This is a genomic window from Corynebacterium sp. USCH3, from assembly GCF_037619475.1.
Taxonomy (GTDB): Bacteria; Actinomycetota; Actinomycetes; order Mycobacteriales; family Mycobacteriaceae; genus Corynebacterium.
In genome coordinates this window covers 144,104-158,490 of the sequence record NZ_JAQPZT010000005.1, presented here as the reverse complement: position 1 = coordinate 158,490, position 14,387 = coordinate 144,104, and the positions used below count along the sequence as shown (strand labels likewise).

12 protein-coding genes and 2 tRNA genes are annotated in these 14,387 nt (G+C 66.8%); 2 read left to right on the top strand and 12 right to left on the bottom strand.

All coding sequences use genetic code 11. The annotated features are described in order from the left end of the window. Positions 1–90: 90 nt before the first annotated feature. The 5 genes from PQI66_RS11785 to gyrA all read right to left on the bottom strand — a co-directional run bounded on the left by PQI66_RS11785 (position 91) and on the right by gyrA (position 4,777). Entirely contained in the window at positions 91–1,467 is a 1,377-nt protein-coding gene (locus PQI66_RS11785; RefSeq protein ID WP_339998516.1) for a gamma-glutamyltransferase, read from the bottom strand. 229 nt (positions 1,468–1,696) lie between these two features. Continuing rightward, a tRNA-Ala gene (locus PQI66_RS11780) sits at positions 1,697–1,769 on the bottom strand. Between the two features lie 12 nt (positions 1,770–1,781). Continuing rightward, a tRNA-Ile gene (locus PQI66_RS11775) sits at positions 1,782–1,858 on the bottom strand. A 52-nt stretch (positions 1,859–1,910) separates the two neighbouring features. Beyond that, on the bottom strand, positions 1,911–2,276 hold the full coding sequence (locus PQI66_RS11770) for a DUF3566 domain-containing protein (RefSeq protein WP_339998515.1): 366 nt from the start codon (positions 2,274–2,276) through the stop codon (positions 1,911–1,913). Then, complete coding sequence (gyrA, locus tag PQI66_RS11765; RefSeq protein WP_339998514.1) at positions 2,273–4,777, bottom strand: DNA gyrase subunit A; 2,505 nt, start codon at positions 4,775–4,777, stop codon at positions 2,273–2,275. The genes PQI66_RS11770 and gyrA overlap by 4 nt, the downstream gene beginning before the upstream one ends. Positions 4,778–4,884: 107 nt before the next feature. On the opposite strand from gyrA, the gene PQI66_RS11760 reads away from it, so the two are divergent. Continuing rightward, entirely contained in the window at positions 4,885–5,736 is an 852-nt protein-coding gene (locus PQI66_RS11760) for a siderophore-interacting protein (RefSeq protein WP_339998512.1), read from the top strand. Here the strand turns inward: PQI66_RS11760 and PQI66_RS11755 are convergent. The 5 genes from PQI66_RS11755 to PQI66_RS11735 form a co-directional block, all read right to left on the bottom strand. Next, positions 5,715–6,140 carry a flavin reductase family protein gene (locus tag PQI66_RS11755; RefSeq protein WP_339998511.1) on the bottom strand — a complete coding sequence of 142 codons (426 nt, stop codon included), beginning with the start codon at positions 6,138–6,140 and terminating at the stop codon, positions 5,715–5,717. The two genes, PQI66_RS11760 and PQI66_RS11755, sit on opposite strands and share 22 nt — an antisense overlap. 197 nt (positions 6,141–6,337) lie before the next feature. Further along, entirely contained in the window at positions 6,338–7,159 is an 822-nt protein-coding gene (locus tag PQI66_RS11750; RefSeq protein ID WP_339998510.1) for an ABC transporter ATP-binding protein, read from the bottom strand. Next, complete coding sequence (locus PQI66_RS11745) at positions 7,156–8,226, bottom strand: taurine ABC transporter substrate-binding protein (protein WP_339998508.1); 1,071 nt, start codon at positions 8,224–8,226, stop codon at positions 7,156–7,158. Before PQI66_RS11745 ends, PQI66_RS11750 begins: the two co-directional genes overlap by 4 nt. A gap of 26 nt (positions 8,227–8,252) precedes the next feature. Beyond that, entirely contained in the window at positions 8,253–9,053 is an 801-nt protein-coding gene (locus PQI66_RS11740; RefSeq protein ID WP_339998507.1) for an ABC transporter permease, read from the bottom strand. Positions 9,054–9,058: 5 nt separating this feature from the next. Next, entirely contained in the window at positions 9,059–10,198 is a 1,140-nt protein-coding gene (locus tag PQI66_RS11735) for an LLM class flavin-dependent oxidoreductase (protein ID WP_339998505.1), read from the bottom strand. A gap of 111 nt (positions 10,199–10,309) precedes the next feature. Here PQI66_RS11735 and PQI66_RS11730 point away from each other — a divergent pair, with 111 nt between their 5' ends. Then, positions 10,310–11,458, top strand: a complete 1,149-nt coding sequence (locus tag PQI66_RS11730; protein WP_339998504.1) for an ROK family transcriptional regulator — start codon at positions 10,310–10,312, stop codon at positions 11,456–11,458. 4 nt (positions 11,459–11,462) lie between these two features. Here PQI66_RS11730 and PQI66_RS11725 read toward each other — a convergent pair whose 3' ends face one another. Both PQI66_RS11725 and gyrB read right to left on the bottom strand, forming a co-directional pair. Further along, positions 11,463–12,311 (bottom strand): alpha/beta fold hydrolase, encoded by an 849-nt coding sequence (locus tag PQI66_RS11725; RefSeq protein WP_339998502.1) that lies wholly within the window; start codon positions 12,309–12,311, stop codon positions 11,463–11,465. After that, positions 12,304–14,352: a DNA topoisomerase (ATP-hydrolyzing) subunit B gene (gene gyrB / locus PQI66_RS11720; protein WP_445228030.1), complete on the bottom strand. Its 2,049-nt coding sequence runs from the start codon at positions 14,350–14,352 to the stop codon at positions 12,304–12,306. Before gyrB ends, PQI66_RS11725 begins: the two co-directional genes overlap by 8 nt. Between the last annotated feature and the right edge of the window lie 35 nt (positions 14,353–14,387).

Sequence of the window (14,387 nt, the reverse complement as noted above, 5' to 3'; positions counted from 1 at the left end):
ATTTCGAGCGTCACGTTAGCCTAGGCTCAGTTACCGTGCCACCTGAGCGCTCCGGATGTCACGTCCCACTCGGGACGCCATAACCGCCGGCTATGGCCCGGTCGTGCGTGCTGCGCCGTCCGCACGCCGGTCGGCGGCACCCTGCACCCCACCGTCGACCCGGATCACACTCAGTGCGCTGTTCGTCCCCGAACCGTCCCCCTCGACATAGGTGCTGCGCCGGCCCGTCGCCCCGTAGTTGTCCGCCTCCACCGCATCCGCCGCACTCAGACCGAGATCGATGATCCCCACGAGGGTCTTGATGACGAAGGACGGAATGTGCCCGCCGCCCGGACTGCCCACCGCGATGACCGGAGCCCCGTCCCGCAGGACGATCACCGGGCTCATCGCCGTCTTCGGGCGCGCCCCCGGACGCCGTACGTTGACCATCTTCGACGCCGGGCTGAAGTTCTCCAGCGAGTTGTTGAGGAAGTAGCCGTCGACGGTCTCCCCCGTGCCGAAATGCTGGTGCAGTGTGCTCGTCACACTGGCCGCGCTACCGTCGCGGTCCCGCACGGTGATCTGACTCGTCCCCTTCTGCCGGGTCGACCCGTAACGTCCGGGGCCGGCGGTCAACGGGTCAGGCTCGATGTCGCCGAGCGTCGCAGACGGGTCGATGCGTGCCGCCTGCCGGGCATGGTGACCGGTGTCGGTGACCAGGGACGTCACGTACTCCCGGGACAGCTCCGGGTCGACGGCCGGATCCTGCATCCAGGTGTGTGCATTGGCCAGGGCCAGCCGCTCAGCCTCGGTGACCACATGCGTCGGGTCGCCGGTCTCACCGTCCCCGTCGTCGTCCAACGGGATCCTGTCGAGGATGCCGAGCGTCTCGGCGACGATCATCATGCCGGTGCCGGTGGATCCCGACCCGCAGACCTCGTGTCCCCGGTAGCCCACACACAACGGCTCCTCGGGTGCCAGGGTGTCGTCGGCCTCGACACCCCTCAGGTACTGCGCATACCGCGGGTTGGTGAACCTGGGGCTGTCGAGCGGCTCCGGCCACGGCGCCTCGATGACATCGGAGCGCCGCGAGATCGCCTGCCCCAGTCTCCGGCTCACGTCGAAGCCGTCCTCCGCCAGTTCCGCCGCCGGGGCGAGCAGGTCATCGAGCGCGAGCCTCCCGTGCCGACTGTGCAGCGAGGTCATCACCCGCGGGGTCTGCGGCACGCCGGTGAGCGAGGCCCCGTCCGTACCGTCCGTCCCGTCCGTCCCGTCCTCGCCTGCGGGCACCGACGCATCCCAGGTCTCCACCACGTCCGCGACCGCGTCGTAGTAGACCACGACTGCCCCGCCTCCCGGCCCGGACGACTGGGGCTCAGTCAGCCCGAGAGTGAACTGCGCGGCGACGACGGCGTCCGCGGCCGAACCGCCTGCTGCGAGGATCCGGCAGGCGATCTCGGAGGCGTAGGGGTCGGGAGTGACAACCACACCGCTGTCCAGGGAGGACTGCGTCCGTGTGTCGCCCCGTCCACACTCTGCATCAGCGTGGGTGCCGACGTCGGCACCGTGAGAGCCAGGTCCGCCCGTCGCGCTGCAGGAGACGATGAGAGTCACCGCCAGTAGTACCCCGACCAACCGCCGCACGACAGAACCCCTCCGGTCCAATGACAACAGTGGGCCCCCTCCAGTCGGGAGGGGGCCCACTGCCATGAGCTTGTGGAGCTGAGGGGAATCGAACCCCTGACCTTCTGCTTGCAAAGCAGATGCTCTACCAATTGAGCTACAGCCCCGAGGGGTCTTACTGGTGGGCCTAGGAGGACTTGAACCTCCGACCTCTTCGTTATCAGCGAAGCGCTCTAACCGCCTGAGCTATAGGCCCTCGAACGAGACAGAACTTTACCTATCCCACCCTGAACTTACAAACCACCAGTTCAGGATGCGTTTTCGGTAGGCTCCACCGCGTCCACGGTCTCCGGGGTGACGGTGATCTGGAGACCTCCGACAAGCCCTGTCGCCGCGTTGTAGAGCATCGCCGTCACCGGGGCGAACAACGTCACGACAACGAACTCCAGCAGTCCGACTCCGGCGGCGACACCGAAGTACAGACCGGCGGAGATCCGGTCGGCACCGATGAGATCGGCCAGGAGGTTGTTCATCCGGTCCCAGACTCCGCCGAGCCCCAGGAAGATGTAGATCAACGCTGCAGCGACCATCCACGCGATGAAGATGCAGGCGCTGAGGATCGCACCGATCTTCAACGCACTCAGCGGGGCGATCTCCCGGAGCGAAGCCCTCATGAATTCTCCGCCGTCTGGTTGACCGCTTCCTCGCCCTCGTCCTCGACGTTGCGGTCGATGGCGAGAAGTTCGACTCCCTTGGCCAGGTCCACCAGACGCACACCCATGGTCGCGCGGGAGGAGCTGCGGATCTGCTTGACGGGGGTGCGGATCACGCCACCGGCGGAGGTGATGGCGAAGACCTCGTCATCCAGGCCGACGGTCACGGCGCCGATGAGCTTGCCACGCTTCGGGTCGTACTTGAAGGTCATGACACCGAGCGTCCCGCGACCCTTCACCGGGTACTCCTCCACGGCGGTGCGCTTGCCGTAGCCACCGGAGGTGGCGACGAGGAGGTAGGAGTTGTCGTCGGCGACGGTGAGCGCCAGCAGCTGGTCATCGCCCTTGAACCGCATGCCCTTCACACCGGCCGTCGCGCGTCCCATGGGACGCAGCGTGTCGTCGTCGGCGGTGAAACGCAGTGCCTGGCCCTCCTCGGAGACGAGGAGGAGGTCATCCTCACCGGTGCACAGACGGGCGCCGATGAGCTTGTCGCCCTCGTTGAGGTTGATTGCGATCAGGCCACCGGAACGCGCGGTCTCGTAGTCGGTGAGGTGCGACTTCTTCACCCGGCCCTGTTGGGTGGCCAGCACCAGGTAGGGGGCGTCCTCGAAGGACTGGATCTGGATGACCTGGGCGATCTGCTCCCCGGGCTGGAACTCCAGCAGGTTGGCGACGTGCTGACCGCGCGCGGTACGGCTGGCCTCGGGCAGCTCGTAGGCCTTGAGCCGGTAGACACGCCCGTAGTTGGTGAAGAACATGATGATGTCATGGGTGGAGCACACGAAGAAGTGACGGACGATGTCGTCCTGCTTCAGCTCGGCTCCACGCACACCCTTGCCACCACGTCGCTGCGAGCGGTAGGAGTCGACCTTGGTGCGCTTGGCGTAGCCGGTGGAGGTGATCGTGACGACCACGTTCTCCCGGGCGATGAGGTCTTCCTCGGAGACGTCACCGGTGGCCCCGACGATCTCGGTGCGACGCTCGTCGCCGAACTTCTCGACGATCTCGGCCAGTTCGTCGTGCACGATGGTGCGCTGGCGCTCCGGGGAGGCCAGGATGTCCTTGAGGTCGGCGATGGTCTCCTCGATCTCGGCCAGTTCGTCGACGATCTTCTGGCGTTCCAGGGCTGCCAGACGGCGCAGCTGCATCGCGAGGATCGCGTCCGCCTGCACATCGTCGATGTCGAGCAGGTCGCGCAGTCCCTCCCGGGCGATGTCGACCGTCTGCGAACGACGGATCAGCGCGATGACCTCGTCCAGTGCGTCGAGCGCCTTGACCAGGCCACGCAAGATGTGGGCGCGCTTCTCGGCCTCGTCCAGACGGTACTGCGTCCGTCGGATGATGACCTCGATCTGGTGCTTCACGTAGAAGCGCAGCATCTGGTCGAGACGCAGGGTACGTGGCACGCCCTCGACGATGGAGAGCATGTTGGCACCGAAGCTGGTCTGCAACTGGGAGTGCTTGTACAGGTTGTTCAGCACCACGCGCGGCACGGCGTCCCGCTTGAGCGTGACCACGATGCGCATCCCGACACGGTCGGACGACTCGTCGTCGATCTTGGCGATGCCGGCGATCTTGCCGTCACGGACCTGCTCGGCGATCGACGCGACGAGGTTGTCCGGGTTGACCTGGTAGGGCAGCTCGGTGATGACGATGATCTGCCGGTTGCCCTCCTCCTCGATGGTCGTCTTGCCGCGCATACGGATCGAGCCACGACCGGTCGTGTAGGCGTCCTTGATGCCGGTGTCACCGACGATCATGCCGGCGGTCGGGAAATCCGGTCCCTTCACGCGCGCCATGCACTCGTCCAACGCGGTCTGTTCGTCCGCCTCCGGGTTCGCCAGCAGCCAGAACACGGCGTCGGCGAGTTCGTTGAGGTTGTGCGGCGGGATGTTCGTCGCCATACCGACGGCGATGCCGCCGGACCCGTTCATCAGCAGGTTGGGGACGCGGGACGGCAGGACGTCCGGTTCGGTGGTCTTGCCGTCGTAGTTCGGGGAGAAGTCGACGGTGTTCTCACGGATGTCCCGCACCATCTCCAGCGCCAGCGGCGTCAGACGGCACTCCGTGTAACGCATCGCGGCAGGCCCGTCGTTACCGCGGGAGCCGAAGTTCCCCTGCCCGTCGACCAGCGGGTAGCGCATCGACCACGGCTGCGCCATACGCACGAGGGTGTCGTAGATGGCGGTGTCGCCGTGGGGGTGGTAGTTGCCCATCGTCTCAGCGACCGGCTTGGCCGACTTCACGTAGCTGCGGTCCGGACGGAAGCCCGAGTCGTACATCGCGTACAGGACGCGGCGGTGGACAGGCTTCAGCCCGTCACGGACCTCAGGCAGCGCACGGCCCACGATGACGCTCATGGCGTAGTCGATGTAGCTGTTCCGCATCTCCTCATTGAGGTCAATGGGGGTGATGCGGTCGAACAGCGTCTCGCCGCCGCCGTAGTTGTCGTCGCTCACTTCGCTCGCGGTCCCTTCCAGAAGACTAGGTATAGACCCGGCAATCTTACCACTTCATGGCCCCTATCCGGGTCAGGTGCGTACCATGGGCGGCGACCACCACGCCCATGAAGAAGGAAAGCCTGCCCATGCCCCGTCCGGCCCGTCCCGCCCACTCCGCCACCGTCACCGCCTCGTCCCGGATCTCCCGTGACATGGTGCGCGTCACCCTCTCCTGCGAGTCACTCGACTACACGCAGCTGAACCACACAGACCACTACGTGAAACTTCTCTTCCCTCCCGACGGTGCCTCCTACGCCTGGCCCTTCGACCCGGCACAGATCCGGGAGGAGCTCCCCCGGGACCAGTGGCCGGTGACCCGCACATACACACTCCGGTCCTGGGACGCCGAGGCACAGACGATCGTCATCGACTTCGTCTCCCACGGTGACACTGGCCTGGCTGGGCCGTGGGCGGACGCCGCCCGTCCGGGAGACCAGATCGGCTTCATGGGACCGGGTGGCGCATGGCACCCCGAGGGGTCACACATCGTCTTCGCCGGGGACGAGGCCGCGGCTCCGGCGATCTTCGCGGGGATCGAGGCACTGCCGCAGGATGCGACGGCCGAGGCGTGGGTCGAGGTCGCCGACGCCGAGGCGCACCTGCCCGCACCGTCACACCCCGGCACCACGATCCACTGGGTCGACCGCAACGGTGCGACCCACGGGACGGAACTGGTCCGCGCGGTGACGGCGGCGGGAGTCCCCTCCGGCGACACACGGTGGTTCATCCACGGTGTGGCGGAGATGATTCGTCACCTGCGGCGATTCCTGTTCGTGGACAACGGTGTCGCGAAGCCGGACGTGTCGATCTCCGGTTACTGGCGCCTCGGGATGGTCGAGGACGAGTGGCAGGCCAGCAAGCGGGAGTTCACCGAGGAAGTCGAGGCCAGCGAGGCTCAGGCCGCGGCAAACAGGTAGTCGCGCTGTTCCGGGGCGATGTCCCCGGTCCGGCGACCCGAGACGCTCAGGAGGGCCACGGTGTGTTCGCCCGCGTCGAACTCCTGGTAGAGACGTGCGGTGAGGTGCACCGCCGCACCGGTGACGACACCCACTCCCCCGTCGGAGACCAGCGACTGCCCTATACCGGCGACACCGATGGTCTGTAGCGCGTTGAGTACGGAGATGCCGAGCCGGGGCGCGGTCCGGAGTTCCTGCCAGGCCGACTCCCCGGCCGGGATCCGTACCGACACCAGACCGGGCGCGAGACTCTCGTCGAAGAAGGAGTCGATGACCACACACATCATCCGGCCGTTGACCTCTGCTGCCAGGACGGCCAGGGGAAGGCGGGGTGCGGACGTCGTGTCCGTGTGTGCTGTGATCATGACGACCAGTAGACCACTCTGTCTGGGATTGCGCAAGTGCCGCACCCTCGCTCATTCGCATCTCCGCAGGTGAAACCGTGAATATAATACAGACCAAGCTGTCTACTATGGTATCTCACCCATATTCGCCACCGGATAGACCCCCCGACCGCCGGCAAGGGCCGGCAAGGCTATCCCGAATATCGTCACTGTGACGACTACTCGACCTCCCCGTGCCCGTGACTCCCGCGACTGACCGAAGCGATCAGTTCCGTCACACTCCGACGGAGATTCACGAAATCCGCGGTCGTCGCCAGGTCGCGCAGCCGGGCCTGGATGGTTTCACGTGGAACATCCCGCCCCACATCGGCCCGCAACGACGCCGGCACGTCCACCACCTCCAGCACACGCCCGGGGCCCGCCGCCATGACCACCACCCGGTGCCCCAGCAGAAGAGCCTCCTCAACACTGTGGGTCACGAAGACGACAGACGGAACGGCCGTCGCCCACACCCGCAGGAGTTCCGCCTGGAGCTGCTCACGGGTGAACGGGTCCAGCGCCCCGAACGGCTCATCCATGAGCACGTGGTCCGGAGCCGCCGCCAGCACGCGTGCGATCTGGACACGTTGCTGCATGCCGCCGGACAGCTCGTGAGGGAGCCGGTCCGACGCATCCGAGAGACCGACCAGTCCCATCAACTCATCGGCACGCTCCCGGTGAACATCCTGGCCCGAGTACCGGTAGGCCAGGCTGATGTTCTCCCGCACCGAGTACCACGGGAACAGCGTCGGCTGCTGGAACACGATGCCGCGGTCCGTCCCCGGAGCTGTCACAGCCCGGCCGTTGACCTCGACCGTGCCCGACGTCGGCGTCAGGAACCCGGCGAGGAGACGAAGCAGCGTCGACTTCCCGCACCCCGACGGACCGACGAGGCACACGATCTCGCCGTCACCGACATCGAGGGTGATGTCACGGAGCGCCTCCACCTCCCCACCCGACTGCGTACGGTAGACCTCTCCGACGTTCCTCAGTGCAATCATCGCGCATCCTCCCAGAGATCCGTACGGACGACGTCCGCGTAGTCCGGCTTTGCTGCGGGAATATCCCCCTGGGCCACGAGAAACTCCGCCGTCGACCGCAGCGCCTCCGCGACGTCTCCCAGATACTCCACCTGCTGTGGCCCCGGGATGAACTGCTGGCCATTCACCTGGAGCTCCGCCGCCGCCTCATCCATGCCGGAGGCAGTCGCGTTCACGGAGACGAAGTCATCCACCGAGCCGCCGTCCCCTGATTCATCCACGATCCAGGCCTCGAGGTCCAGCCAGGTCTGCAGCATTCCGGCGTTGTCATCCGCCCACCGGTTCGACGCCAGCGTGACGTTGTACGTGGCATGGCCGTTCTCCGCCTGTTCCTCCGAGTCGGTGAGCACCGTCCCCGGAGTCGTCCCACCCGTACCGTCCTTCAGTTCCTGGAGGGTCGGGTCCCACACGTAGGCCGCGTCCACACGATCCGACTTCCACGCGGCAGGCAGCTTGTCCGGAGAGATGTTGATGATGTCGACGTCACGTGCCGGATCGAGCCCTGCATCGATGAGGGCGTTGAGAAGTGAGTAGTGCGCCGTCGAGGAGAACGGGACGGCGATCCGGTCACCCTTGAGGTCCTGGATCGACCGGGCGTTCTTCGCCACCAACGCCTCGGTGGTCCCGATCACCGAGTTCGCCTGGACGACCGAGACATCCAGGTTCAGAGGGGCACTGAGGGCCTTCGTCGTCGGAGTGGAGCCCAGGGCGGCCAGGTCCACCGACCCCGCGGCGAAACCCTGGACGATGTCCTGGCCGGTCGGATAGCGCGTCCATCTGACGTCAGCGTGCGGCAGACAGGCCTCCGCCAGCCCCGTCGCCTGGGTGTAGAGGTCAGCGGCCGGACCACCGAGATAGCCGATGCGCACCGTTCCGGACGCCTCCGACGGTTTCACGGGGCACACCGCGTCCTCTCCCCTGTCGCCCCAGTCACTGGCCGGCGGGCCCACACACCCCGCGACCGAGACGACGGCCGTGGCCGAGAGCACGGCCACTGTCTTCCGGGGTGTCGCTCTCCAGGCCCTCATTTTCCAGGGCCTCATTTTCGACCGTGTCACTGTTTGGTCCTCCAGGGTGAATACCGGGCTTCGACACCCAGAAGAATCTTGTCGACGATGAGTGCCGCCACACCGATGACGATGATGCAGGCGATGGTGAGGGATGTGTCCAGTTGTGTCCCGGAGATGTAGGCGAGCCCACCGATCCCCGGAATGCCGTCGTTCATCTCTGCCGCGACGATGGCCGACCAACACAGGCCGGCGGCGACACGTGAACCGCTGATGATCTCCGGGAGCGCGGCGGGCAGCAGAACCGTCCTGAAGACCTGGACCCGCGTGGCGCCCAGCGAGCTCGCGGCACGGATCCAGTCCTGGCGCACACCCGTGACCCCCAGGAGCGTCGCCACGGCCACAGTCGGGAAGGCGGCGAGGAAGAGCAGGATGACCTTCGACTGGTCACCGATGCCGAACCACACGATCAGCAGACCGATGTACCCCAGCGGGGGAAGCGCGCGGAGGAAGGACAGGTACGGTTCGACAAGGCTCCGGACCATCGGGGTGGTGCCGAGCCACCACCCCAGCAGGACGCCGACGACGATTCCTGCCGACAGGCCCACGCCGATCCGTTCAAGGGTCGCGAGCAGGTGCTGCCACAGGAAGTAGTCCTGGACTCCGCACTGCGTCGTACACAGGTTGGTGTCGATGAGGCGTCGCCCCACCTCCCCCGGTCCGGGGAGCAGGACCGGATCGATTCCCGTGAAACGTGCGAGCAACCACCACAGCAGGATGAGGCCGGCGAAGACGAGAAAATGAAGCGGGAGCCTGTGCAGCGTCGGTACCTTCTGTAATTTTCCCACCCCCGTCATGCGTCGACATTCGTCACTGTGACGCCACGTCGCTGCAGTGCGGGGACCACACCTTCACCTACCTGGTAGGTCTCCTCGAGGTGGGGGATGCCTGAGAGGACGAAGTGGGTCGCCCCGACCGCACGGTAGTCCTCGATCCGCGCCGCGACCTCGTCGTAGGAGCCGACGAGTGCGGTGCCTGCCCCACCGCGGACGAGACCGATACCCGCCCACAGGTTCGGTGCGACCTCGAGTGCCCGAGCGTCCTGGCCCGGGGAGAAAGCGGCCCCGGCGCCGTGGAGCTCCGTCATCCGCCGTTGCCCCTCCGACTGTGAGGTCGCCAGCCCCGCCTGTGCTGCGGCGACCCTGTCCGGATCCAGTGCGTCGGTGATGTTCTGCGCAACACCCCACGCCTCCTCGGAGGTCGGCCGGGCGATCACGTGGAGCCTCACCCCGTACCCGAGCGACCGGCCGTACGCGGCCGCACGCTCCCGGACCCGGTCGAACTTCTCCCCCGCCTGTGCCGGTGGCTCACCCCACGTGAGGTACACGTCCGCCCTCTTAGCGGCAACCTCGATCCCTTCCGGGGAGGACCCGCCGAGGAACACCGGCGGACTCGTCTTCGGGAGGGTCTTGAGCGCTGCACCGTCGACGGAGACGTGTTTCCCGTGAAACGTGAGGGGCTCGCCGGAATGCCAGAGATGGTCGGCGACCGCGAGTGTCTCGTCGGCGATGGCGTAGCGCTCCTGCTTGGTGGTGTAGTCCCCGAAGGCACGTTGTTCGGCGTCCTCTCCCCCGACGACGACGTTGAGCAGCAGCCGGTTCCCCGAGAGGTCCTGGAACGTCTGCGCCTGATGGGCGGTCAGGGTGGGACCGATGAGACCCGGTCGCAACGCCACCAGGAACTTCAGCCGACGCGTGGCCCCGATGAGTGCCGCGGTCGTGACCCACGCGTCCTGGCACCACCGGCCTGTGGGCGTCAGGACGGACTCAAAGCCGTTGCGCTCGGCGGCCTGCGCGACCTGCGTGAGGTAACCGAGGTCGGCGGGGCGTTCCCCACGTTCCGGCCCCGCTCCGTGACCACCGCCGACGATCCCCCTGGAGTCGCCGGAGGTCGGGAGGAACCAATGCAGTGTGATGCTCTGTGAGTCTGTCATGACGGATGAGTAGACCATCCGGTCTGCGGAGGCGACCAGTATTCGGTTCGCCGTGAATCTATAGACCGATCTGTCTGTCTTTTCGTCGTGAACTGAATTACCCTGAACCCCATGACCACAGCCCGCCTCTCCGCGACCGCGCACTTCACCGCCCCCGTCACCGGTCCCGCCAGATGCCTGCACCAGATCCGCACATCGCCCGGCATCACCCGGGGTCGGCTGCACGAGGACCTGGGGATGTCACAACCCACCGTGACCCGTCACGTCAGCGCCCTCATCGACTCCGGGCTCGTCGAACAGGTCTCCCCCACGGTCGGCGGCGGCGTGGGGCGTCCGGGGTCCACGCTGCGTCCCGACGGACGCAACGTCACCGCCCTCGGAGCCCACGTGGGACTCCGCAGCACCCAGCTGGTCGCCGTCGACGGCGTGGGTCGCCCCCTGCGTACCAGGACGCTGCGGCTGCCGGTGACCGAGCTCAGCCCCGAGGACGCCATGGAAGCCGTCCACCACGCCCTCACCGCACTGGGCCGCGACCTCCCCTCCCCCGTGAGTCTCGGTGTCGCCTTCTCCGCCCACGTCGACTACAGCGGTCGCATCACCTCACCGTCCTACGGCTGGAAGGACGTGGACCCCGTCTCCTTCCTGGACACCGACGTCCCCGTCGCCGTCTCCACCGGCGTCGGTGCCATGGCGGGATCCGAACTCACCAGTTCCCCCCTGTCTCTCGACCGTGACCCGTTGGCGTCGACGCTGTACGTCTACGCGCGCGAACTTGTCGGTCACGCCTGGATCGTCGGCAGTGCCGTCCATCAACCCCACACGGGATCCGCCCCCACCGCCTTCAACGACATCGCCGGTTCCGGGAGTTTCTCGCCACGCCACGGCCATCCCCTGGGATCCACGGCGGTGCTCGCGGTCGCACGCCACCGGGGACTCACCGTCTCCTCCGTCCCCGATCTCGTCAGCCTCGCCGAACACAATCCGGTGGCGCGGGAGATCCTCGACGAACGTGCCCGGCTCCTGTCCCGCATCGTCTCCCTGGCCGTCGACGTGGTCGACCCGTCGACGGTGGTCTTCGCCGGCGAGACCTTCACCGCCGACCCCGGGACGGTGCGGATCATCGCGGAAGGACTCCGGGGAACGGGTCGGCAGCTCAGCATCCAGCGTGCCGGAGACGGCATCCTGTCCCGTGCTGCCGCGGTGACCGCTCTCCACCGCCTGTGGCAGGACCCGCTCGGAATCGGGGGCGCGGCCGCCTAGACGCCTAGAGCGCGGCGACGAAGGCGTCGAGCCGCGCAGAGACGTCCTCCGGCTGGCGCGCCCAGGCGTTGTGCCCGAGTGTCCCGGGGAACTCCTCGACCTGCGCCGGCACCAGTTCAGCCAGTGCCTCACACGATTCGACGGTGCAGTAGGTGTCGTTGCTGTACCTGGTCAACAGGACCGGGACGTCGACGCTGCGCATGGACTCCATGTAGTCGACGTCCGCACCGTGCAGCCGGGTCAGCCGGTTGTGGCGCCCGAATCTCGCCCACTCCCCGAGGTGCACGCCGGACTGCCGACCGTAGTTCGTGACGTCGAGCTTTCCGTCGGGCCAGTATCCCAGGACCTTGCTGACCCCCTGCATGAGGTATCCGCCGAGGTGCAGCCGGTTGCGTTCCGGGTTCGGGAACGTCCGGAAGTAGGGTGAGCCACTGCCGACCCCCATCATCCCGACCACGTTGAGTTCGCGGGCCTCGTCCCGTGCGAGGAACAACGACCCGATCTGCCCACCCATCGAGTGGGTGAGCAGGACGGTCGGGTGGTCGGGTGTGAGGCCGAGGGCCGTCTTGGCCTCACGGATCGACCGTGGGTAGTCCTGGGAGGCCAGGTCGTGGTAGCCCCACCACTGTGTGCGGGTGGCCACGGCGGAACTCGCACCCTGCCCACGGAGTTCACCGACGGCGACGGGGAAGCCACGCTCAGCCAGTGCCTCGGCGATCGGACGGTAGTAGCGTGCCCCCATGCCCAGTCCCGGCCAGACCATGACCAGCGGTCGGTCACCTCCCGGGAACAGCAGCACCGGTGAGGTGCTGCCGCCGGGCATGGAGACGGCGACGCTGGCGACGCTAGACATCGAGGAACCGGACGTCCTTCGCGTTACGGGTGATGAAGCTGCGGCGGGCGACGACGTCGTCGCCCATGAGGATGCTGAAGGTCTCGTCGGCGCTGGCGGCGTCCTCGAGCGTGACCTTCTTCAGGATCCGGTCGGTCGGGTCCATCGTGGTCTCCCACAGCTCCTTGGCGTTCATCTCGCCGAGGCCCTTGTAGCGCTGGATGCCGTCGTCCTTGTTGATCTTCCGGCCGTTCTCCAGGCCCTCCTTGAGCTGCGCGTCGCGCTCGGCGTCGGAGAAGGCGAAACCGGGCTCACCCTTGCCCCACTTGAGCTTGTACAGCGGCGGCTGGGCGAGGTACACGTGGCCTTCCTCGACGAGCGGGCGCATGAAACGGAACAGCAGCGTCAGCAGCAGTGTGGCGATGTGCTGGCCGTCGACGTCGGCGTCGGCCATCAGCACGATCTTGTGGTAGCGCAGCTTGGAGATGTCGAACTCGTCGTGGATGCCGGTTCCCAGGGCGGTGATGATCGCCTGGACCTCGTTGTTCTTCAGCACCTTGTCCAGGCGTGCCTTCTCCACGTTGAGGATCTTGCCGCGCAGCGGGAGAATCGCCTGGTACATCGAGTCACGGCCGGACTTGGCCGAGCCGCCGGCGGAGTCACCCTCCACGATGTAGAGCTCGGACTTCACCGGGTCCTTGGACCGGCAGTCGGCGAGCTTGCCGGGGAGGCCGCCGACGTCGGTGGCGGACTTGCGCCGGACGAGGTCACGGGCCTTGCGTGCGGCGTCGCGCGCCTGGGCCGAGGACACGGCCTTGTTGATGATCGCCTTGGCCTCGGCGGGGTTCGCGTCGAACCAGCCGGAGACGTGCTCGTTGACCATCTTCTGCACGAAGCTCTTGATCTCGGTGTTTCCGAGCTTCGTCTTCGTCTGACCCTCGAACTGCGGATCGCCGACACGCACGGAGATCACCGCGGCGAGGCCCTCGCGGCAGTCGTCGCCGGTGAGCTTGGTGTCCTTCTCCTTGAGCAGCTTGTGGTCGCGGGCGTACTTGTTCATCAGGTACGTCAGCGCGGCGCGGAAGCCCTCTTCGTGGGTGCCGCCCTCGATGGTGTTGATCGTGTTGGCGAAGGTGTGGACGGACTGGGAGTAGCCCGAGTTCCACTGCATGGCGATCTCGACCTCGTGGTCGTCACCGTCGGCGTCGAACCCGATGATCGACGGGTGGATCGCCGTCTTGGTCCGGTTGAGGTGGTTGACGTAGTCCTTGAGGCCGTCCGGGTAGTGGAAGACCTTCTTCCGCTCCTTCGGCGCCGGACGTTTGTCCTCGTCCGGCTTCGGCGCCGCGGCATCCTCCACGGACTCGGCGGCGACCTCCGCCTCGTTCTCCTGCTCGATGACGCTGAGACGCTCATCGGTGAGGGTGATGGTCAGTCCCTTGTTGAGGAACGCCATCTCCTGCAGGCGACGTGAGACCGTCTCGAAGTTGTAGTCCGTGGTCTCGAAGATCTCCGGGTCCGCCCAGAACCGCTGCCGGGTCCCCGTACCACGGGCCTTCTTGACCTGCTCGAGTTCGGCCGGGATGGACCGCTCGAAGAGCTGGCGCCACAGGAATCCGTCCCGCGTGATCTCCGTTTCGACGCGGGTGGACAGGGCGTTGACCACGGAGATACCCACACCGTGCAGACCACCGGAGACCGCGTACGCCTGGGAGTCGAACTTGCCGCCGGCATGGAGCTCGGTCATCACGACCTGGACCGTCGGACGGCCCGTCGGGTGCATCTCCACCGGGATGCCACGGCCGTTGTCGGAGACCTCGACCGACCCGTCGTCGTGGAGGGTGACCTCGACGTGGGTCGCGAAGCCGGCCATGGCCTCGTCGACGGAGTTGTCCACGACCTCCCAGATCAGGTGGTGCAGACCACGCTCACCGGTGGACCCGATGTACATGCCCGGCCGCTTGCGGACGGCCTCCAGTCCCTCGAGGATGGTGATGGAGTCCGCGCCGTAGTCTCCGTTGGCGGGGGTGTTCTCGGCGGGGATGTTCTCGGCCTCGGCCACAGTCGCTTCAGCTCCTTTTCGGCAAATGGGTTAAC

Bases quoted from the DNA above. Each gene is read 5' to 3' on its own strand.
- PQI66_RS11735 (WP_339998505.1), bottom strand. From the start codon at position 10,198: ATGACAGACTCACAGAGCATCACACTGCATTGGTTCCTCCCGACCTCC.
- PQI66_RS11770 (WP_339998515.1), bottom strand. From the start codon at position 2,276: ATGAGGGCTTCGCTCCGGGAGATCGCCCCGCTGAGTGCGTTGAAGATC.
- PQI66_RS11760 (WP_339998512.1), top strand. From the start codon at position 4,885: ATGAAGAAGGAAAGCCTGCCCATGCCCCGTCCGGCCCGTCCCGCCCAC.
- PQI66_RS11755 (WP_339998511.1), bottom strand. From the start codon at position 6,140: ATGATCACAGCACACACGGACACGACGTCCGCACCCCGCCTTCCCCTG.
- PQI66_RS11745 (WP_339998508.1), bottom strand. From the start codon at position 8,226: ATGAGGGCCTGGAGAGCGACACCCCGGAAGACAGTGGCCGTGCTCTCG.
- PQI66_RS11730 (WP_339998504.1), top strand. From the start codon at position 10,310: ATGACCACAGCCCGCCTCTCCGCGACCGCGCACTTCACCGCCCCCGTC.
- PQI66_RS11725 (WP_339998502.1), bottom strand. From the start codon at position 12,311: ATGTCTAGCGTCGCCAGCGTCGCCGTCTCCATGCCCGGCGGCAGCACC.
- PQI66_RS11750 (WP_339998510.1), bottom strand. From the start codon at position 7,159: ATGATTGCACTGAGGAACGTCGGAGAGGTCTACCGTACGCAGTCGGGT.